The organism is Saccharospirillaceae bacterium (assembly GCA_022448365.1).
GTDB lineage: Bacteria > Pseudomonadota > Gammaproteobacteria > Pseudomonadales > Oceanobacteraceae > Bacterioplanoides.
The window spans coordinates 367,737-388,148 of sequence record JAKVCS010000001.1 but is presented as its reverse complement, the minus strand read 5'-3'; the positions used below and the strand labels follow the sequence as shown (position 1 = coordinate 388,148).

Below are 20,412 nucleotides of genomic sequence, written 5' to 3'. Positions count from 1 at the left end.
TGTGTCGATTACCGGTTCAGTAACAAAGGTCAATCCAGGCTTTTGCATTAACAAAATCGCGGTGATTGGCCTGGGGTTGATTGGTTGTTCCTGGGTTAAAGGTCTGCGTATGCGCGGTTGCGTGCAGCAGGTCTCGGGTTATGACCGTAACCTGGACTCCATGCAGTTGGCGCAAGAGCACGGCATCATTGATTCCTACGATGAAGATATCCAGCAGGTTGTGCGTGGTGCTGATCTGGTGATTGTCTCTGTGCCTATTTTGGCGATTGATTCGGTTCTGGAATCCATTGCTCCGTTTATTGGTGAAAATACCGTGTTAACCGACGTAGGTTCGGTTAAAGGTTCGGTGGCTGCTTCAGCCTCGAAAATCTTTGGTGCTGATTTTAATCGTTTTGTCCTTGGCCATCCGATTGCAGGCTCCGAACGCAGTGGTGTGACTGCTGCGGATGAACATCTGTATCTCAACCACAAAGTTATTATTACACCGGAAAGTCATACGTCTCATCAGGCGCTGGCGTTAGTGCGCAATGCCTGGTGTGTGGTGGGTGCCGATGTCGAATACATGGCTGTGGAGCACCATGATGAGGTGTTGGCTGCTACCAGTCACTTACCGCATTTATTGGCATATTCGCTGGTTGATACGCTGGCGAACAGTCATGAAAATAAAGAAATTTTTAATTACGCGGCCGGCGGCTTTCGCGACTTTACCCGCATTGCAGCCAGTAGCCCGGTAATGTGGCGGGATATTTTTTCTGCCAACAAAGACCAGATTTTAAAGACGCTGGATTTATTTCAGCACGATCTCAAATTTTTGCGCCAGGCCATCGAGGACGATGATACCACCCAGGTTATGGGGGTTCTGACCCGGGCCAAGGTTGCGCGTGACCACTTCTCAAAAATACTCGCCCGCAGGGCCTATGTGGAACCTATGAAAGCGACATCTATCACTTACCGTGCCCTTCCGGGTAAGGCATTATCCGGCAGCTTTCGAGTGCCGGGGGATAAATCCATTTCTCACCGCTCAATCATGCTGGGCTCGCTGGCAAACGGCACGACCGAAGTGACTGGCTTCCTCGAAGGCGAAGATGCTTTGGCAACGTTACAGGCATTCCGTGATATGGGGGTAGTTATTGAGGGGCCGCATCGCGGTCGTGTGACTATTCATGGTGTTGGTTTGCATGGTCTGCAGGCGCCGCCCAATGCGTTGTATGTTGGTAACTCGGGTACCACCATTCGCTTGTTGTCGGGCTTGATGGCAGGTCAGAAGTTTGATGTTGAAATGAGTGGCGATGAATCGCTGTCCAAACGCCCAATGGGTCGTGTTGCCAATCCGTTAAAAGAAATGGGTGCTGTAGTTGAGACGGCTGAAAACGGTCGCCCGCCTCTGGTTATTAAAGGCAGTGAATTGGTTAAAGGTGGCTCTGCTCTGAAAGGCATTCATTACGATCTGCCAATGGCTAGTGCTCAGGTAAAAAGCTGCGTGCTGTTGGCGGGTTTGTATGCCGAAGGCGAAACCTCTGTGACTGAACCGGCACCAACCCGTGATCACACAGAGCGTATGTTAAAAGGCTTCGGCTATGACGTTCAGGTTGACGGTAATACGGTAACTCTGAAGTCAGGCGGTGAATTAACCGCGACCAGTATCGATGTACCGTCTGATATCTCCTCTGCCGCTTTCTTTATGGTTGCGGCGAGTATTATGCCAGGTTCTGATATTACTCTGGAGCACGTGGGCATTAACCCAACCCGTATTGGTGTGATCAATATTCTGAAAGCCATGGGTGGTAATCTGGAGGTATTGAATGAGCGCGAAGTGGGTGGCGAGCCGGTGGCGGATATCCGTATTCAGAGCGCTCCGCTAAAAGGTATTCATATTCCGGAAGATCAGGTACCGCTGGCGATTGATGAATTCCCGGCGTTGTTTATTGCAGCTTCCTGTGCGGAAGGGGAAACCATTCTGACTGGCGCTGAAGAATTACGCGTAAAAGAGAGCGATCGCATTCAGGCGATGGTCGATGGCTTGGTGGCGTTAGGTGTTGATGCGAAGGGCACTGAGGATGGTGCTGTCATTCAGGGCTTTGGTTCTGAAGGTAGCTTTGGTGGCGGAGATATCGTTACTCACCACGATCACCGTATTGCCATGAGTTTTGCTGTTGCCTCTCTGCGTGGTAGCGAGGCGCCGATCAATATTCTTGATTGCGCTAATGTCGCAACGTCTTTCCCGAACTTTGTTGAACTGGCTAATGGCGCTGGTATGAATCTGACTGTGGAAGAGGTGTAAACATGGCTGTTGTTAATCCAGATGCTCCGGTAATCACAGTTGATGGCCCGTCAGGTGCTGGTAAAGGCACCGTTTGCGCTCGTTTAGCTCAGGCGCTGAATTGGCAGTTGTTAGACAGCGGTGCTTTGTATCGCATTACCGGCTTGGCGTCGGATCGTAAAGGCCTTGCGCTGGATGACGAAGATGCCATCTCGGAAGTGGCTGCCAATCTGGATGTGCGCTTCGAGCCGACTCCGGTAGGTGTCAAAGTGATTCTGGAAGGTGATGATGTGACTGATCAGATCCGTACCGAAGAGGTAGGTAGTCTGGCGTCTCAGGTAGCTGCTTTGCCAGAAGTTCGTTCGGCGTTATTGCAGCGTCAGCGTGACTTTCAAACGTTACCGGGCGTGATTGCCGACGGCCGGGATATGGGGACCGTGGTATTTCCTCTGGCTCGGGTCAAAGTGTTCCTCACGGCAAGCGCTGAAGAGCGTGGTCAGCGCCGCTATAAACAGTTGACTGAAAAAGGCTTTGATGCTAGTTTGCCCGCCCTTATCGAAGACATACGTGCCCGGGATGAGCGAGACAGCAACCGTGCTGTGGCTCCCCTGAAGCCTGCCGACGATGCCACTGTTATTGACAGCACTTCTATGACCATTGAAGAAGTCTGCAATCAGGTGCTGGATCTGGTGAATAAATCCGGATTGGCCTGAGTAGGTGTGTATACAGAGCAGCGTACTCTGAGATTGAAATAAAACACTGGCCAGTGGGCCGTGCAGTCACAAGCGCTAACATCGCTGAAGACTGGCTCAACAGTGCTTTATTTTGAAAATAAACTAACCCCGGATAACTGGCTATCCGGCAAGCGTTAACTTCGGCTTCCCGACCGTTAATCAACAAAGGTCAAGTTCGAAGCGCGCGTAACGAGATAGGTATATATCATGACCATGAGCGAAAGCTTTGCTGAACTATTTGAAGAATCCTTAAAAGAACTGGATATGCAGCCTGGTTCTATTGTTACCGGTACTGTTGTTGATATCGACAGCGACTGGGTAACAGTAAACTCTGGCCTGAAGTCTGAAGCGGTTATCCCTCGCAGCCAGTTCCTGAACGAAAAAGGCGAGTTAGAAGTTGCTATTGGCGACGAAACTCAGGTTTCTCTGGAAGCAGTTGAAGACGGCTTCGGTGAGACCAAACTGTCTCGTGAAAAAGCTAAGCGTGCTGAAAGCTGGAAAGAGCTGGAAAAAGCTTTCGAAGCTGATGAGCTGGTTACCGGTATCATCAATGGTAAGGTTAAAGGTGGTTTCACCGTTGACCTGAAAAACATCCGTGCATTCCTGCCTGGTTCTCTGGTTGACGTACGTCCGGTACGCGACACTCTGCACCTGGAAGGCAAAGAGCTGGAATTCAAAGTTATCAAGCTGGACGCCAAGCGTAACAACGTGGTTGTTTCTCGTCGTGCTGTTCTTGAAGCTGCTAACTCTCAAGAGCGTGAAGAGCTGCTGGCTAACCTGCAAGAAGGTCAGTCTGTTAAGGGTATCGTTAAGAACCTGACCGACTACGGTGCATTCGTAGATCTGGGCGGTGTTGACGGCCTGCTGCACATCACTGACATGGCTTGGAAGCGTATCAAGCACCCAAGCGAAATCGTTGCTGTTGGTGACGAGATCGACGTTAAAGTTCTGAAGTTCGACCGTGAGCGCAACCGCGTATCTCTGGGTCTGAAGCAACTGGGTGATGATCCATGGGTTAACATCAATGAGCGTTATCCAGAAAACGCACGTGTTAAAGCGCGCGTGACTAACCTGACTGACTACGGCTGTTTCGCTGAGCTGGAAGAAGGTGTTGAAGGTCTGGTTCACGTTTCTGAAATGGATTGGACTAACAAGAACATTCACCCAAGCAAAGTTGTTCAACTGGGCGACGAAGTAGAAGTGATGGTTCTGGATATCGACGAAGAGCGTCGTCGTATCTCTCTGGGTATCAAGCAGTGCACCATGAACCCATGGGAAGAGTTCGGTACTAAGTTTAACAAAGGCGACAAGATCAGCGGCAAGATCAAGTCTATCACTGACTTCGGTATCTTCATCGGTCTGGACGGTGGTATCGACGGTCTGGTTCATTTGTCTGACATCTCCTGGAACGACAACGGCGAAGACGCTGTTCGTAACTACAAGAAAGGCGATGAGCTGGAAACTGTTATCCTGTCTATCGACCCTGAGCGTGAGCGTATCTCCCTGGGTGTTAAGCAGCTGGAAAGTGATCCATTCTCCGAGTTTGTTGCTGAGAACGACAAGGGTGCTCTGGTAACTGGTAAGGTTGTTGCTGTAGACGCTAAAGCCGCTACTGTTGAGCTGGCTGAAGGTGTTGAAGCGGTACTGAAGGCATCTGATATCAGTCGTGATCGTGTAGAAGATGCGCGTAACGTTCTGAACGAAGGCGATGCAGTTGAAGCCGTTATTACAGTTGTTGACCGTAAGAACCGTACTTTGGCTCTGTCTGTTAAGGCTAAAGACGATGCAGCTGATAAAGCAGCTCTGAAAGAGCAGCGTGCGAAAGCTGATGCTGAAGTAGCCGGTCCTACCACTATCGGTGATCTGATCAAGGAGCAGCTGAACAAGTAATTGTTCGCTGTTCTGAGAAATCAGTCTAAGAAAAACCCGCCTTTTGGCGGGTTTTTTCGTTTTATACAGTGTGAAAAATGGTGTAATTTTCACAATTGTCTAAATAATGTTCATCTGGGGTTGCAAATAAAATCACCTAACTGCATGATTTAGCTAGGTTTATTGTCATGCTACACACAAAGGCACGTTCTCAAGGAGGGAATGAAGGTGACAAAATCTGAACTTATCGAAAAAATTGTGTCCAGGCAGCCTCAGTTATCATCTAAGGATGTAGAGCTGGCGGTGAAGACTTTGCTGGATCATATGTCTCAGACTTTGTCGTCTGGCGAGAGAATTGAGATTCGGGGTTTTGGTAGTTTTTCGCTGCATTATCGCGCTCCTCGTGTGGGACGAAACCCCAAGACAGGCGAGACGGTTGATCTGAAAGGAAAGTTTGTTCCGCATTTCAAGCCGGGAAAAGAACTCAGAGACCAGGTAAACGATAGCTTGGTTGAAGAGCATTAATCTTCAGGAAGTCACATGAAACAGATTAGGTTAGTGCTGAGTATTGCGGTGTTTCTTGCCGTATTGGCTTACACATTGGCTTTTGCTGCACACAACAGTTCAATGATCAGCATCAACTTTCTTGCAGGTCTGGAAGTCACCATGCCCATGGCTTTGTGGGTAGGTCTATTTTTTTCTGTCGGAGCGTTATTGGCCTGGTTGATTACAGGTGTTAGGGATGCATCGCAGAAAATGAAATTACGCAAGTTGCAAAAAGAGTTGGAAGAATCCAAGCGGCGTCTTGATCGGGTATCCTGAAAATGATGGATTCTGCACTGATTTATGTGCTGCTTTTATTGGGTATCGCCATTGGCTGGACGCTGGGGTACCGCTTCGCCAGGCAAGCGAAGAAATCGACTCCCGATGACTGGATGCCAAGTGTGGAAGATTTGCTGGCGCAGGCGGGTGATGTTTCGCTCGAGCGTCTCCTAAATGTCTCGAGTCTTGATGATGACTCTATTGACCTGTTTCTTAAGCTTGGCAAAACTCTGCGTGAGAAGGGTGAGGTTGACCGGGCTATCCATCTTCATCAGTCTTTGTTTGCCCGAACCGATCTTTCCAAAACAACTTTACAAACTCTTGAATTAGAACTCGCGATCGACTTTTCTTATGCAGGTTTACTTGATCGGGCTGAGCGCCTATTCAGCGAGCTATTAGATGCAAAGGGGCGCGTCAGAGAAAAAGCTTCCTCTCATTTGGTTGAATTGTATGAGGAGGAAGGTGAGTGGCAGGAAATATACGATCTCTATCTGAACAAAAAAATTCATATTTCTCCGTTGTTAGCCAGACGAGTATCTCACGCGGTCTGTGAGTTGGCGGAGTCTGCTGTTATTGCTGGTGACTTTCTTGAAGCGCAAAAACTCTCACGTGCTGCTTTAAAAATCGATAGCGCCTGTGCCAGGGCCTTTGTCGTGTCTGGGAATATGGCGTTCAGCCAGAAAGAATATCATGAGGCCGTTCGCTGTTATTTAAGAGCGGTAGAAATCGATTCTCAGGCATTGATATCGATCCTTGATCCTCTGGTGGATTCGTTCAAGCACGTCGGCGATGCCGGTGGTTTATTGAATCACTTATCTCGCCACTGGAAGGAAACTCATTACGTCCCGGCATTGGTGGCAAAAATAGACTGTCTGGCTGAAGGTCAGGGTCCGGAAGTGGCTATTGGCTCTCTTCTGCAGGAGCTACAAAATCAGCCCTCTAACTCGGGTTTTTTCTCGTTGGTCGAGATGGTTGTACGTCACAAACAGCAGCTTGATAAGTCGCAGTTGTTAATACTCTATGATATTCTCCGGCGCATTGTAGAAAATGAACCTAAGTTCATTTGTAAAAATTGTGGATTTAAAGCAAAAGAGCCTCATTGGCGGTGCCCGAGTTGTAAGAATTGGGCAACAGTGGCTTCTTTTGTACCAACGGCTCAAAAAGCGAAATTGGATATATGACTACTTTGTCACCAGTTGTAGTAGCACTGGATTACCCGAATCAGGATTTGGCGATAAAAATGGCTCAGCAACTTGATCCGGCCCAATGTCGGGTGAAAGTTGGCAAAGAGCTGTATACCGCCTCGGGCCCGGTTATCTTAGAAAAACTGCATGCATTGGGCTTTGATGTATTCCTGGATCTGAAGTTTCACGATATTCCAAATACATGTGCCAAAGCCGTTGGTGCTGCCGCTGATCTTGGTGTTTGGATGGTGAACGTTCATGCGTCAGGTGGTCGCCGTATGATGGAAGCTGCGCGTAACGAATTAGATAAAAAATCGCATCAGCCTTTGTTGATAGGTGTGACTGTTCTGACCTCAATGGAACAGAATGATCTTGCTGAAATTGGCTTAAACCTGGATCCTCAAGAGCAGGTTCGCCGTTTGGCACTACTGACTCAGAATTCAGGCCTGGATGGTGTTGTTTGTTCGGCACAGGAAGTTGAGTTAATTCGTAATAATTGCAGTCCTGAGTTTTTGACAGTGACTCCAGGGATTCGCCCGGCAGGCTCAGATCAAGGTGATCAGCGTCGTGTCTTGACTCCGCAGCAAGCGCTAGCTGCTGGTGTGAATTATATGGTGATTGGCAGACCGATTACTGGGGAAAAAGAACCATATTTGGCTTGTAATAATATTCTTGCCGATATGGTGAAAATATAATGAGAGCTTAGTTGATGGAAAAATTCAAATTAGAAGACATGGTGCGAGGATGGTTTGTTGGAGGCTTCGAGCCGAACGTAGTCAAAACAACGGATGTTGAGGTTGCTATTCAAAAGTTTGTAGTCGGGGACTACGAAGAAAGCCATTGCCATAAAATAGCAACAGAAATTACTGTTATTATTTCTGGTAAAGCAGAAATGAAGGGTGGTATTTACCGGGCTGGTGATATTGTCAAAATACAACCTGGAGAATTCACTGACTTCAGAGCAATAGAGGATACAGTCACAGCTGTTGTTAAAGTACCAGGCGCGTTAAATGATAAATACTTGGAGAAGGATACAAATGCTTAATATTGTTATTCCAATGGCTGGAAGAGGGAGTCGATTTGCCAGAGAAGGCTACTCGGATCCAAAGCCGCTAATTAAGCTAGATGATAAGCGGATGATTGAGGTTGTAATAAACAACCTGAGACCAAAGTGTGAGCATCGTTTCATTTTTATATGTCAGCGGCAGCATGTTGAGGAGTATAGTCTTGCTCCAAAATTGGAAGAGTGGGCTCCGGGTTCTATTATTGTCAGCATCGATGGAGTCACAGAGGGAGCCGCTTGTACTGTGTTATGTGCAAAAGAGTACATTGATAATGATGACGCGCTTATGATTGCTAACTCAGATCAATGGGTAGATGTTGATATTAACGACTACCTCCAGCATATGGCGTCTAATTCCCTTGATGGCTTGATTATGACAATGAAGGCTGATGATCCTAAGTGGTCATATGCGAAAGTTGGTGATGACGGTCTGGTTAACGAAGTTGTTGAAAAGGTTGTTGTTTCTGACGAGGCTACCGTGGGGATATACAACTATAGAAATGGAGCTGATTTTGTAAAGAAAGCTGAAAAGATGATCGACAATAAAATCATGTCAAACGGTGAGTATTACGTCGCACCTGTCTATACTTATATGCATGAAGATGATGCAGCTAAAGTTGGCGTTTATAACATTGGGGAAGAGGCCAACGGGATGTATGGCTTAGGCATCCCTGCTGATTTGGAGTTATTTAAAACCCAGGCTGTATATGAAAAGGCGATCAGTTTTTAGGAGGGCAAAATGGAAATTATATCCCACAGAGGTTACTGGAAATCAGAGGAAGAGAAAAATTCAGTAGTAGCTTTCGAGCGATCTTTCTCAATGGGATTCGGAACTGAAACCGATTTGCGAGATAGATGTGGCGAAATTGTTATCAGTCATGATATGCCGACCGGTGATGAGATTACATTTGAAGAGTTTCTTGGTATTTATTGTCGATATGACAAGAGTCTATCTCTAGCCTTAAATATCAAAAGTGATGGATTACAGGCGGAAGTAGAGAGGATTCTGAAGAAATACTCTGTTTCGACCTATTTTCTTTTTGATATGTCGATTCCAGACACTGTCGGATATATCGATAAGGGGTTGCGTGTATTTATGCGCTCCAGTGAGTATGAAAGGGAGAGTGATCTCTGGGAGCAGGCTAGTGGGATATGGGTAGATAGCTTTTTAGGGCATCAATTTGATTGTGGCTTTTTAGAGCGCGTTAACTCAACCGGAAAAGATATTTGTATCGTTTCCCCTGAGTTGCATAAACGGCCTCATGATGCCGAATGGCGATTGTTAAAGGATGTGATAGAAAAGCAGCGGGGTGTTGTCACAATTTTATGTACAGATATCCCTGAACTGGCTAAGGAGTACTTTATAAATGGGTTGTAAAATTAAAGCCGTCATTTTTGATATGGATGGCGTATTGATCGATGCAAAAGAGTGGCATTATGATGCTTTAAATAAGGCTCTAGAACTTTTCGGGATGGAGATTACACGCACTGAACACGAAACAACGTATGATGGTCTCCCTACAAAAGATAAGTTAAAGATGCTGTCTAGAGATAAAGGCCTGTCGGCCGGGTTGCACTCATTTATAAACGAGATGAAGCAGCAGTTTACTATGGAAATGGTGAATAATCTGTGTAGGCCTTTGTTTCATCATGAGTATGCATTGTCGAGCCTGAGTAATTCAGGGTACAAAATAGCTGTTGCTTCAAACTCAATTAGTGCAACTATCGCGTCAATGTTAACTCGAGCCCATTTAATCGACTATTTAGAGTTCTTCGTATCAAACGAAGATGTTTCAAATGGTAAGCCAGATCCTGAAATGTACAACTTAGCTATCGATAAGCTGGGATTAACTCCTAAGGAGTGTCTCATTGTTGAAGATAATGAAAATGGATTGAGAGCTGCATATGCAAGTGGAGCGCATGTGTTGAAGGTTGAAACGGTGTTTGACGTTAACTTTAAAAATATTCAAGAAGCAATTTGCAAAGCTCAGGAGGAAATATGAATATATTAATGCCGATGTGTGGCGATGTATTGTATAGTGTCTCTGATGAGTATCAATATCCAAGAATTCTTACTGAGTTAAATGGTAAGACATTGCTTGAACTTTCGTTGAAATCATTTTCTGATATGAAGCGAAATAGTAATTTCTTATTTGCTGTTCCATCTACGAAGAATAAAGAGCTTGGGCTTGCTGATATATGTCGCGTTGCAACTGCCGGCAAAGGTAGTGTTTACGAGATACAAGGGCCAACAGCTGGTGCATTGTGTACTTGCCTTTTAGCTTGTGATTCCATTGATCATGATTCGCCTCTAATAATTTCGTCTGCCGATCAAGTTATTCAGGATGATATTGATCAATGCTTAGACTATTTTACAGATCAATTAGCTGATGCAGGAGTATTAACCTTTGAATCAGTTCACCCTAAATGGTCTTATATTCAAATGGACGTAAATGGCAATGTTGTGCAGGTTTCTGAAAAGAAAGTCGTTAGTAATAATGCTCTTGCAGGTTTCTTTTACTTTAAAAGAGCTGGTGACTTTTTTGAATCGGCCAAGAATGTTATTCGGAAACAAGGTCATAATGAGGGTCAGTACTATATTTCTGCGGTATTGAATGATTTTATTTTAAAAGGAAAGAAAGTGGCCGCGCATGCTTTAAATAAAGAGTATTATAATTTCTACGATGTACATGCAATCAAAAAATTCGAACGCGATTCTAAATCTGAATGCGAGGTTTTGAGAGAGTTGACAAATAAATATTGTAGTGCTTTTCAAAACAAGGATCTTGATAGGGTTATTGAAATGTTTTGCGATAATGCGGATCTCGTTGACCCTTCGGTATCATTGACAGGGGTTGGAAAGATCAGGGAATATATATCTGATTTATTTGCATCAATCGAAAGATTAGATTTTGATATCAAATCCATTTCTTCAGGATTGCATCACTCGGTAATAGAGTTTGTATTGATTCTAAATGATAAAAGCTTTAGGGGGACAGATATAATTCGTTGGAAGGGGGGCTTGATATCATCTTTGAATGCGTATCTCTACGAGATATGATTGACATAGGGAGAGCTGAGGCTCTCCTTTGTTTTGTACTATTTTTTAAGCGTCATAAACTATGAAAGCAAAAAAAGTTTCTTATAGAGATCTTTTCGGAAACCTTGTTAGAGCGGAAATAAAAGTAAGATATATGGGTGCCTATATGGGGGTGTTATGGTCCCTAGGAAGTCCTCTCTTATATATTGCGGTTTACTATTACGTTTTTACGGTGGTTTTTCCTAGCCCAATAGAGAACTTTTCACTATATGTTGTGACTGGTTTTATTCACTGGTCGTTGTTTTCTCAGATTATTAGCCAAAGTAGTGATCTTCTTGTCAGAAATGTTTCACTATTGAGGAAGATGGCATTTCCTATGAGTCATATTGTAAGTGCAAACTTTGTTACTGCTTTATGCTTCTGGATGGTAGCTTTAATTATATATGCATGTGCTTTTCATTATTTAGGTGGTGCAATTGAGGTAGAGCTCTTATACTATCCTATTGCCTTGTTTCTGTATCTTATTTTTATTTACGGCATTAGTTTGCTCTTAAGTGTTCTTTATGTCTATTTTCGTGATGTGAAGCATTTGATTGATGTATTTTTACCGTTGCTATTTTGGTTGTCCCCTGTTGTATATTCCATCAGCCTGGTTCCTGAAGGCCTAGTTCTCTATTATAACTTGAACCCGGTTGCCTGCTATATTGGATCTATCAATGGTATTTTGCACGAAAATCAAATCCCTGATGATGTAGACTGGCTAATAATGTTTTTTTCGAGTTGTTTGGCTTTTTGGATCGGGTGGTCTGTTTTTAATAGATACTCTAGACATGCCATAGAGAGGTTGTGACGTGACTGAGTTAGCAATTGATATAAAAAATGTAGTTAAAGAATTCGACTTGATTCATAACCAACCTTCTGGTGTTAAGCAAGCTTTTATTGGTTTTTTTAATAGAAGTATTAGAAGTGTTAAGCAGAGATATAGAGTTCTTGATGATGTAAGCCTTTCTGTTTCCTCAGGGGATTCAGTAGCGTTATTGGGATGTAACGGGTCAGGTAAGAGTACCTTGTTGCGTGTTCTTGCAGGTGTCTACAAAGAAAACTCGGGCAGTGTTGAAGTAAAAGGTAGAGTTGCTCCTTTGATCGAGTTGGGTGCAGGCTTTCACTCTGAATTGACTGGTTCTGATAACATATTTTTAAATTCATCTTTTTTTGGTGTTACTAATGAATATGCTCAGTCAGTATACGAAGAAATAGTCGAATTTTCAGGGCTTGGTGATTTTATTGATGTTCCTTTAAAGAACTATTCGTCTGGCATGCAGATGCGCTTGGGATTTTCTATTGCTGTTCATATGCAGCCGGATATTATATTGGCTGATGAAATACTCGCAGTAGGCGATGCTCCTTTTCAAGAAAAATGTTATGAAAAAATAAGGGAGTTGCAAAACTCTGGGGTTACTTTGATTTTGGTAACACATTCTGAAGAGCAGGCTTCCCACTTTTGTACAAAGTTTATCGAACTTTCAGGCGGTAAAATAAATAGGTCTGGTTCTTATTAGGGTTTTATTATGTTGTACCAGCTGGTTGCAGACAAGAAATTGGGTTGTGTATCGCCTCGTAAACTTCCTAAGGTGTCCTTAGACTCCTTTGAAAGCAATAATACCGCGATATTTAGCTTTCGTCCTTATCCTAGAAAATATAAATCCAGAAAAATTAGAAAGTTTGATGGATGCTCGCGGATAAGTATTGGGAAGTGTCGAAACATAGTTTTGTATAATGTCATTAATGATTCTCAGTTTTATGCCAATATACTCTGGGATGTGCTTCATTTAGTTCCGCTCGGTGGAACAGTGGAGATTATTGAAGATTGTAACCTCTCATACTCTTTACCTGAGTACTATGCAGATAGTTTTGAAAATATTAGTCAGGGTGAAAGGGGAGTTGTATATAAAAAGGTGGATAGGCTACGCGTTGAATCATCGTCGGGATTAAATGATTGGAGTTTTTGTATACCTGTTGGCCCTGGTGATGCAACTGTCTTGAATAAAATTGTAGAGCGAATTTTGGATATCGATGTTCCGGTGAAAGAGGTTATATTGTGTGGCCGTCCGGGCGAAAACTTCAAGTACTTTGACTCAGTAAAAATTGTAGGTGAAGATATACCTGCTCCACCTGTTTGGATCACTAAGAAAAAGAATATCCTTGTCGAATCGGCTAGCTATAATAATATTTGTATGCTTCATGATAGAGTTTACCTGCCTTTAGACTTTGGTGAGGCAATGTCAAGATATGGGGATAATTATCCCCTTCTTACCTTCCAGAGCTTATTTTTCGATGATAAATATAATTTTTGTCCAAGGCGTTATTCTGACTTCAATTTCATCAAGGGAAGATTGTCTAATGGAGTTTCTGGTTTCTTTAAGAGCGATCAGAATTTAAACGGGGGGGCCGTATTTAAGCCTATATTAAAATTGGTAGATTCGTCTGGCTTCGCATACGCGCACCCAAGGCGTGGGCATCCCGGCAGTTCTTACGCAACTGGAAGTCTCTATATTGTAAAGAAAGCTCTCTGGAAGTATGTTTCGCAAGATGAATCATTATATTGGGCTGAATTTGAAGATGTAGAGTATGGTATTCGAGCATTTAAGTTTGGTGTACCTTCAGTTGTAAATCCGTATTCTTTAACGCAGTCAATTAATTCGCGGCCTTTGCTCTCTCATTATGGGGGAGTAATAGCAGAGAAAACTTCAGGCAAGTTATCTTATGTATTTGGGGCTTTTGAGTTCTTTCCTATACCTAGAAAACCACTTTTTAGGCTCACAAAAGATGAATTTGTCAGGAAGTGCTACATTTATACGAACATCTATGTGAAGAATAAGGAAGCAATCACTGATATTTTAGAGATCCTTTCTAAAAAAGTTGTATCTAACAAAGAAAGGTTGTTAGTAATAATGGGTTTGCTCGAGGCTACAACCTTGAAGCTCGATCGTGGCAGTGTTCATAGGTTCGTTTTAGATCTGGAAAAATATCTTTTTCTGGATGAAATAAGCCCGAGCGCTAAGTATTGGATGATTGAGAGTATATTGGAGCAAGGTGGGGATATTGATCTTAATGGCTTGGTGGAGAAAGTTGGCTTGGCTAGTCAAATTTCTCAGCGTTCCTCTAAAGGAATTTTTTTGAAGTCTTATAGTGATTACTATGTTAAAAAAGGGCCTTTAAGTTATTTGGGTTCTAGTATTAGCGCCATGTGGCTGTGTTATTTCACAGACCTGGTTTATTTGCGTGGCGGGAGGAAAGCCATGTTGAGGGCGATTAGTGCCTCTACTCCATACTTGGATAGAGCCGGAGAAAAATGATGTTGCTTATTAGTTCTGATTTGGCTGAACAAGCTCTTTCAAGCACTTTGTTCGCTGCTTTAAATAAGGATAGTTTAGACGACCCTCTGGTGAATGTTTTTTCAATCGAGTCTCTACCAGCTATATTGAGGTGCAGGAATGAAAATTTCGATGATTACTCCATCGGAGTTATTACAGACTTCCTTAATGAAGAAAATCAAGTTGAAAAATCAAAGCTGGCTAACTTTATTATGTCTTGCTCTGGAGGGTTTGTTGTCTTAGACTTCTCGGTTTTTGAGCGATTTTATTTCGGTCAGGCTTTGGAAGTTATTCGAAAAGAAATGTTGTATAGCAAGAGGGATCTAGATTTTGTATTTATTGTGCCAGATTTTGAATTGAGTTTTATATCATCGTTGTTGGTTGATAGGGTCTATTACACTCCTACCGGTATAGATATTTCAGATCTTTCGCATAAAGTTAAATGGTTTTATCGTAGGTCAAAGATTACCAGGTTTGCATATGGAATTTCTTCTCTATCTGATCTCTTTTCTCGTAAACGACGTTTAAAGTAGATATGAAAACTATCTCTACTGACGATTTGACTTTCGTAATTCAGGGACCTCTTGCTGGTGTAGATAGTTGCGTAAGTTCAATTCATAAGTATTTTCCTGGTGCGCCAATAGTTGTTTCTACTTGGCGTGACGAAAGTATAGAGGGACTAAATGTGGATCAGATTATCTTATCTGACCCCCTAGTCCCATTTTTAGATTTTAATGAACGGAATAATTATATTGCCTCTCAGGTGTTGTCTACTTCTATGGGCCTTGCAGCTGTTAAAACTGAATTTGCTGTCAAGGTAAGGGCAGATCATTTCTTTGAAAATGGTAATCTTATCAACATTATTGAGGAGATGGTTCGGTGTGGGGGGGAGTGTTTATCATCTAAATCAAAGTATAGTTTGTTACATAACAAGATAGGTATGTCGGATCTTATATCGAGGGACCCGACTAAAGTACCTTTATTATTTCATCCCTCTGATTTAATACACTTTGGTTATACTAAAGACCTTATCGATTTATGGTGTGGCGATTCGATTGAAGAAGGGGATGCGATGTTTCCTGTTGTTCAAAGACGCCTCTTCGGAAATTTGCTGGGTTATAGCAGAATGAAGCATGTTCCAGAACAGACATTAATGATCCGATGGCTTGATAAGCATGGTGTCTATGTTGAACTGCCCTATGCAGGTTTTTCGAGTTATTCTATGTTCAGAATCTCTGAAAGTTATATCTCGTATAATTTTATGATTATCAGCTGGAAAGATCTCGGTTTACGTTATCCACCTCAGATTTTTAATGCAAGCTATAGCAAGCACTCTGGCTATCAACAAAGTACACTTGATAAATTGATCCGCAGATCTGGGAATAGATATTTCTCTTTCTTTAGGTACTCTCAGGTGTTAATTGCTAAATATATAACATGCTGGTTGAAGCCAATCTTTATATATAGCTGTATCAATATGATTTTGTTTCGTATATCGCCTTCACTGGCGTTAAAGGTAAGGCGAAATTTAAAAAAATCTCGCAACCTATCACACCCAAGAGGGAGTCGATAATAATTGTAGCGTAAAATAAATTACTATTTACTACGAAGAACACATTGATTATTTTTGTACGGGTTTTATAAAGGAAGAAAAATATATGATACGCTACCTTAAGGCCAGAAAATAAAGGACTATTGCTAAGGAAAATGCCTTTCAAGAAAGCTTGAATTATCTGGAAAGCAGGGTTGATATACTAGATTCTCAGTTATTAGAGAAAGTCTCTTTAGTGAAGGAGTTAAAGGAAAACCTTGCATTGGCTGAGAGTGATATCGTGGCATTAAAAGAAAACAGATTTTCAGGTCATTATGAAATCTGGCGTGAAAAAAGAGTAACTGCAATAATTGAACATTATGGACCTCTTTGGTTTAAAGGTAAAAAGATTTTAGAAATTGGGTGCGGATATGCTGACATTAGTCTAATGTTTGCTGCTCTAGGTGCGGATGTGACTGTTAGTGACGCACGTCAAGAGCACTTGGATATTGTGAATTCACGCTATCCTTGGATGACCACTATAAAAGCAGATGTAAACAGCGAGTGGCCATTTGAGTCAAGGTACGATCTGATTATACACATGGGGCTTTTATATCACTTGGGAGATATTCAGTACTCTCTTGAAAAATGCTTGCAATTTAGTAATAATCTTGTGTTGGAAACTGAAATATCAGACTCAACTGATCCAAATTTTGTACTGGTTATTGATGAAGACTCAAGTGGTTATGACCAATCCTTTACTGGCAGGGGAAGCCGGCCATCGGGGGCTTATCTTGAAAACTTTTTTGCGTCTAACAACGTAGAATTTCATCGGGTAGTAGATGCAAGGTGTAATTCTAACTTTCATCAGTATAACTGGAAACAAACAGACTCTGAGGATTGGAGGCATGGGTTAAGGGCGATGTGGTTCTGCTCTAAATAGGCAGTACTTTTACACGCAACTCTATATATTAAAGTTGATTGCGAGTGTGTCTTCAGGGTGTGGAGTTTCTCCTCTTAAATCGTTTATTAATGCTTACGTGACTTATGATTCTTATAACTGGTGCAAGCGGATTTTTAGGGAGAAACCTTACGGAAAAGCTTATCGCTTTGGGACTAGATATAAGGCTAGCTGTACGTCATAGCAGAATCGAAGAATATCAGGTAGACCAAGTTGCTATTGGGAACATAAGTGGCCTTACAGATTTCTCGAAAGCGCTGGAAGGAGTCCAGGTTGTCATTCATTTGGCAGGTTTGGCACATGTTTTGGGCGACCATAAGGCGATAGACGTTGATCAATTTGAAGAGGTTAATACTTCAGGCACAAGAGCGTTAGCTCGGCAAGCATCTGTTGCGGGCGTTAAGCGGTTTATATTTATCAGTAGTATCGGTGTAAATGGGCAAAATTCTGCGAAACCATTTACTGAGTTTAGTCAAGAGAAACCGCAGGATATATATTCCGCCTCAAAGTATGAAGCAGAAAAGGCTCTTAAATCCGAAAGTGGAAAGCATTGTATGGATTACGTGATCATCCGTCCACCTCTAATTTATGGCCCTTCCGCACCCGGAAATTTCTCAAGGTTAATGAAGCTGGTTTCGACGGGGTTGCCATTGCCATTTGCTTCTATTAGAAACAAGCGTAGCTTGATATATGTGAAAAATTTAGTTGACTTCATTACTTGCTGTCTCTGCGACGACAAGGCTTCGAATCAGATTTTTTTAGTCTGCGATGGAAACGATCTGTCTTTGTCGGAACTAGTTTGTTTTTTGAGAAACTTCAGAGGACTACGAAGAAACCTATTTTCTGTCCCTGTTTTTGTATTTCGGATCGCTGGAATTGTTTTTAATAAATCTTCAGTCATTAATAAGTTAATCGGAAATCTCCAGGTCGATAACTCTAAGGTAACTTCCCAAATGTGCTGGATCCCACCTTATACTGTTGAGCAAGGTATTAGAGATTCTGTCGTTCACTGGGATGAGGGGCGTGAGTAGAATGTTTCGTAAAATTGATATTATATTTTCTTTGTTCGGGTTGCTCATCAGTTTTCCGTTATTGGTGGTGATATATATATTAAATGGCCAATCTGCTTTGTTTCTTCAGGAGCGTGTTGGTAGAAATAAGGTTCCCTTTATTTTAATTAAGTTTCGCACATTGAAGCAAGGAACGGAATCTGTCGCTACACACCTTTTAACTCCTGAATCGGTGACTAGATTTGGAATGTTTCTACGCAGGTCTAAATTGGATGAATTACCACAACTTTGGAATGTGTTGATCGGTGATATGAGCTTAGTTGGTCCGCGGCCGAATCTATTCAATCAAAAGGCGCTTATTGCCGAGCGAGATGCTCTTTCCGTGTATCGCGTCCGCCCAGGAATTACTGGCTTGGCTCAGATAAATGAGATTGATATGTCGACACCCGAGTTGTTAGCGATGACTGATGCTAAGATGATTAAAGAAATGTCAATTGCAAATTATTTTAGATTTATTATGAAAACACTAGCAGGTAAAGGTTCGGGAGATAGGTTTGGGGGTGGCTAATCCCTTAAATCTTCTATCTTTCAGTTATTTGCATTCATCACCCAGTCTGGACAGTCTCCTTGACTAACATAGGATGCAGGTGCTTCAAGTAATAGATTGATTACGTCACTCACTCGAAATTCTTCGCATGCATTATCTAGTCGATGAAGAAGATTGTGAGTTTCTGGCCAAGTTAGGAAGGTTTCTTTTGCTGTCATTATTCGTGGGTGGTTCGTACCTTCAACGTTGTCTCCTATCAATAGTTCCTCATATAGTTTTTCCCCTGGGCGGAGCCCTGAAAATCTTATTTCGATATCACCGTTTGATATTTCTTCAGTTTTCTCAGTTAAGCCCGAGAGTTGAATCATCTTTTTTGCAAGGTTTGTTATTCTTACTGGTTCACCCATGTCTAATACGAATACATCGCCGCCTTTGCCCATCGCTCCTGCTTGAATAACTAACTGTGAGGCTTCTGGAATCGTCATAAAATAACGCATGATATCCGGGTGAGTTACAGTGATAGGGCCTCCCTCCTTAATCTGGTTGCGGAAAAGAGGAACTACAGAGCCTGAAGAACCTAATACATTTCCGAAGCGTACCATACAAAAAAGGGTGTCTTTCTGACGAGCGTTGAGTGCCTGCAATATCAGTTCTGCTAAACGCTTCGATGCACCCATAACGTTGGTTGGGCGTACTGCTTTATCAGTCGAGATCAATACAAAACGCTCTACTCCCGCAGTTATTGCGGCTTCCGCGCAGCACCAAGTTCCGAAAACAATATTGCGCACACCTTCTATGACATTGTGTTCTACCAATGGCACGTGTTTATAAGCTGCAGCATGGTAGATTGTTTGAACTCTGAAGGTTTTAAATATAGTTTCTAGGAGATTTTTACGTTGTACTGACCCCAATATGGATATTAATTCAACACTGAGTTGATCATTCTCATTAATCTGACTCAACTCCTGCTCAATAGAGTATAGACTAAATTCGTTTAGCTCCAGCATGATTAGCTTACTTGGCTTCTGGCAAATCGCTTGCCTGCAAAGTTCCGAGCCTATTGAGCCACCAGCACCAGTTACTAGAACAACTTTATCTGTAATATTCTGACCAATCAGATGATGCTGTGGACTTACCGAGTCTCTACCTAATAAATCTTCAATCTCAATTTCACGAATTTCCTCAATTCTTGCTTTTCCGCTGACGATGTCAGCAACCGTTGGTGTAGTAAGGACCTCCAATTTTTTTTCTGCGAGCTCTTCAATTAAGCGCTTTCTTCTCGAGGAGCTAGTATTTCCTAATGCGAGTAGCACTTTCCTACATGGCTGATTTTCTAGTACTTCCTCCAACTCAGATGAAGAAATAACTTTTAGGCCATTAATCTGGGATCCTTGTTTCTTTATATTGTCGTCGATGAATGCAATCGGTCGGTACTCTTTGTTGGTTGCAAGCGATTGATTCAATTCTAGACCTTGTTGACCGGCTCCATAGATAATAACGGGTTGAGCTCTTATTTTACCCTGCTGGATAACTAGGCTTCGAATAAATAATCGTGGTAAGGCAAGTAGCGCAAAAGCGGTGAATATATAAATAATAATACTAGAGCGAGGGATGGAGGCTTGGGTGAGAAAGCTACTAGTGCCTAATATAGTGGCAGAAACTAATATACCGATACCTAGAGAATTAAATGCTTTACTGGTCATAAAGCGAATAACAGCTTTATAGAAGCCTAGCTTAACAAATACGACTAAGCTCAATACTGTTGTAGTCAGAACGCTTACAGCTATGCTGTGATTGATTGTTGGAAATATATCACCGTGGCGTAAAGCTAATGCCAAATAAATAGCTATAGGCATTGCTATCGCGTCATATGACAGGGTGATCAAACGTTTTACGGGGCGTCTAGCACTCAGTAGATAAGATAACATTCTGTTTGCTCTAGCCTGTGTATATAGATGTGTGTTGAATATACCACATAAACATTGACCTGCCTGAAGTTTAGTCACTAATCATAAGT

At 42.5% G+C, this 20,412-nt stretch carries 21 protein-coding genes; 20 read left to right on the top strand and 1 reads right to left on the bottom strand.

All coding sequences use genetic code 11. The features are described 5' to 3' along the window. Position 1: 1 nt before the first annotated feature. The 20 genes from MK185_01765 (at position 2) to MK185_01670 (ending at position 18,416) form a co-directional block, all read left to right on the top strand. Positions 2 to 2,281 carry a bifunctional prephenate dehydrogenase/3-phosphoshikimate 1-carboxyvinyltransferase gene (locus MK185_01765; GenBank protein ID MCH2039348.1) on the top strand — a complete coding sequence of 760 codons (2,280 nt, stop codon included), beginning with the start codon at positions 2 to 4 and terminating at the stop codon, positions 2,279 to 2,281. A 2-nt stretch (positions 2,282 to 2,283) separates the two neighbouring features. Next, positions 2,284 to 2,973, top strand: a complete 690-nt coding sequence (gene cmk, locus MK185_01760) for a (d)CMP kinase (protein ID MCH2039347.1) — start codon at positions 2,284 to 2,286, stop codon at positions 2,971 to 2,973. Between the two features lie 234 nt (positions 2,974 to 3,207). Continuing rightward, positions 3,208 to 4,884: a 30S ribosomal protein S1 gene (gene rpsA, locus MK185_01755; GenBank protein MCH2039346.1), complete on the top strand. Its 1,677-nt coding sequence runs from the start codon at positions 3,208 to 3,210 to the stop codon at positions 4,882 to 4,884. A gap of 207 nt (positions 4,885 to 5,091) precedes the next feature. Further along, positions 5,092 to 5,388: an integration host factor subunit beta gene (gene ihfB / locus MK185_01750; GenBank protein ID MCH2039345.1), complete on the top strand. Its 297-nt coding sequence runs from the start codon at positions 5,092 to 5,094 to the stop codon at positions 5,386 to 5,388. A gap of 15 nt (positions 5,389 to 5,403) precedes the next feature. Then, positions 5,404 to 5,685, top strand: coding sequence for a LapA family protein (locus MK185_01745; protein MCH2039344.1), 282 nt, complete (start codon positions 5,404 to 5,406; stop codon positions 5,683 to 5,685). A 2-nt stretch (positions 5,686 to 5,687) separates the two neighbouring features. Next, the gene (locus tag MK185_01740) at positions 5,688 to 6,866 is read left to right on the top strand and encodes a tetratricopeptide repeat protein (protein ID MCH2039343.1); all 1,179 of its coding nucleotides are present in this window, start codon (positions 5,688 to 5,690) and stop codon (positions 6,864 to 6,866) included. After that, positions 6,863 to 7,564 carry an orotidine-5'-phosphate decarboxylase gene (gene pyrF / locus MK185_01735; GenBank protein MCH2039342.1) on the top strand — a complete coding sequence of 234 codons (702 nt, stop codon included), beginning with the start codon at positions 6,863 to 6,865 and terminating at the stop codon, positions 7,562 to 7,564. The genes MK185_01740 and pyrF overlap by 4 nt, the downstream gene beginning before the upstream one ends. Before the next feature lie 14 nt (positions 7,565 to 7,578). Continuing rightward, a complete protein-coding gene (locus MK185_01730) occupies positions 7,579 to 7,914 on the top strand; it encodes a hypothetical protein (GenBank protein MCH2039341.1) in 336 nt (111 codons plus the stop codon). Next, entirely contained in the window at positions 7,907 to 8,662 is a 756-nt protein-coding gene (locus tag MK185_01725; protein MCH2039340.1) for a glycosyltransferase family 2 protein, read from the top strand. Before MK185_01730 ends, MK185_01725 begins: the two co-directional genes overlap by 8 nt. Positions 8,663 to 8,671: 9 nt before the next feature. Continuing rightward, entirely contained in the window at positions 8,672 to 9,310 is a 639-nt protein-coding gene (locus tag MK185_01720; GenBank protein ID MCH2039339.1) for a hypothetical protein, read from the top strand. Next, a complete protein-coding gene (locus MK185_01715) occupies positions 9,300 to 9,935 on the top strand; it encodes an HAD family phosphatase (GenBank protein MCH2039338.1) in 636 nt (211 codons plus the stop codon). Before MK185_01720 ends, MK185_01715 begins: the two co-directional genes overlap by 11 nt. Beyond that, the gene (locus MK185_01710; GenBank protein ID MCH2039337.1) at positions 9,932 to 10,993 is read left to right on the top strand and encodes a nuclear transport factor 2 family protein; all 1,062 of its coding nucleotides are present in this window, start codon (positions 9,932 to 9,934) and stop codon (positions 10,991 to 10,993) included. The genes MK185_01715 and MK185_01710 overlap by 4 nt, the downstream gene beginning before the upstream one ends. 61 nt (positions 10,994 to 11,054) lie before the next feature. Continuing rightward, complete coding sequence (locus MK185_01705) at positions 11,055 to 11,822, top strand: ABC transporter permease (GenBank protein MCH2039336.1); 768 nt, start codon at positions 11,055 to 11,057, stop codon at positions 11,820 to 11,822. 1 nt (position 11,823) lies between these two features. Next, positions 11,824 to 12,531: an ABC transporter ATP-binding protein gene (locus tag MK185_01700; GenBank protein ID MCH2039335.1), complete on the top strand. Its 708-nt coding sequence runs from the start codon at positions 11,824 to 11,826 to the stop codon at positions 12,529 to 12,531. A 9-nt stretch (positions 12,532 to 12,540) separates the two neighbouring features. Beyond that, positions 12,541 to 14,328 (top strand): hypothetical protein, encoded by a 1,788-nt coding sequence (locus MK185_01695; protein MCH2039334.1) that lies wholly within the window; start codon positions 12,541 to 12,543, stop codon positions 14,326 to 14,328. Beyond that, complete coding sequence (locus MK185_01690) at positions 14,328 to 14,879, top strand: hypothetical protein (GenBank protein ID MCH2039333.1); 552 nt, start codon at positions 14,328 to 14,330, stop codon at positions 14,877 to 14,879. Before MK185_01695 ends, MK185_01690 begins: the two co-directional genes overlap by 1 nt. Positions 14,880 to 14,881: 2 nt before the next feature. After that, complete coding sequence (locus MK185_01685) at positions 14,882 to 15,919, top strand: WavE lipopolysaccharide synthesis family protein (GenBank protein ID MCH2039332.1); 1,038 nt, start codon at positions 14,882 to 14,884, stop codon at positions 15,917 to 15,919. Between the two features lie 151 nt (positions 15,920 to 16,070). Next, positions 16,071 to 16,820 carry a class I SAM-dependent methyltransferase gene (locus MK185_01680; GenBank protein MCH2039331.1) on the top strand — a complete coding sequence of 250 codons (750 nt, stop codon included), beginning with the start codon at positions 16,071 to 16,073 and terminating at the stop codon, positions 16,818 to 16,820. Positions 16,821 to 16,924: 104 nt separating this feature from the next. Continuing rightward, a complete protein-coding gene (locus MK185_01675) occupies positions 16,925 to 17,869 on the top strand; it encodes an NAD-dependent epimerase/dehydratase family protein (protein MCH2039330.1) in 945 nt (314 codons plus the stop codon). Position 17,870: 1 nt separating this feature from the next. Then, on the top strand, positions 17,871 to 18,416 hold the full coding sequence (locus tag MK185_01670; protein ID MCH2039329.1) for a sugar transferase: 546 nt from the start codon (positions 17,871 to 17,873) through the stop codon (positions 18,414 to 18,416). Between the two features lie 20 nt (positions 18,417 to 18,436). Here MK185_01670 and MK185_01665 read toward each other — a convergent pair whose 3' ends face one another. Further along, complete coding sequence (locus MK185_01665; GenBank protein ID MCH2039328.1) at positions 18,437 to 20,251, bottom strand: polysaccharide biosynthesis protein; 1,815 nt, start codon at positions 20,249 to 20,251, stop codon at positions 18,437 to 18,439. Positions 20,252 to 20,412 lie beyond the last annotated feature (161 nt).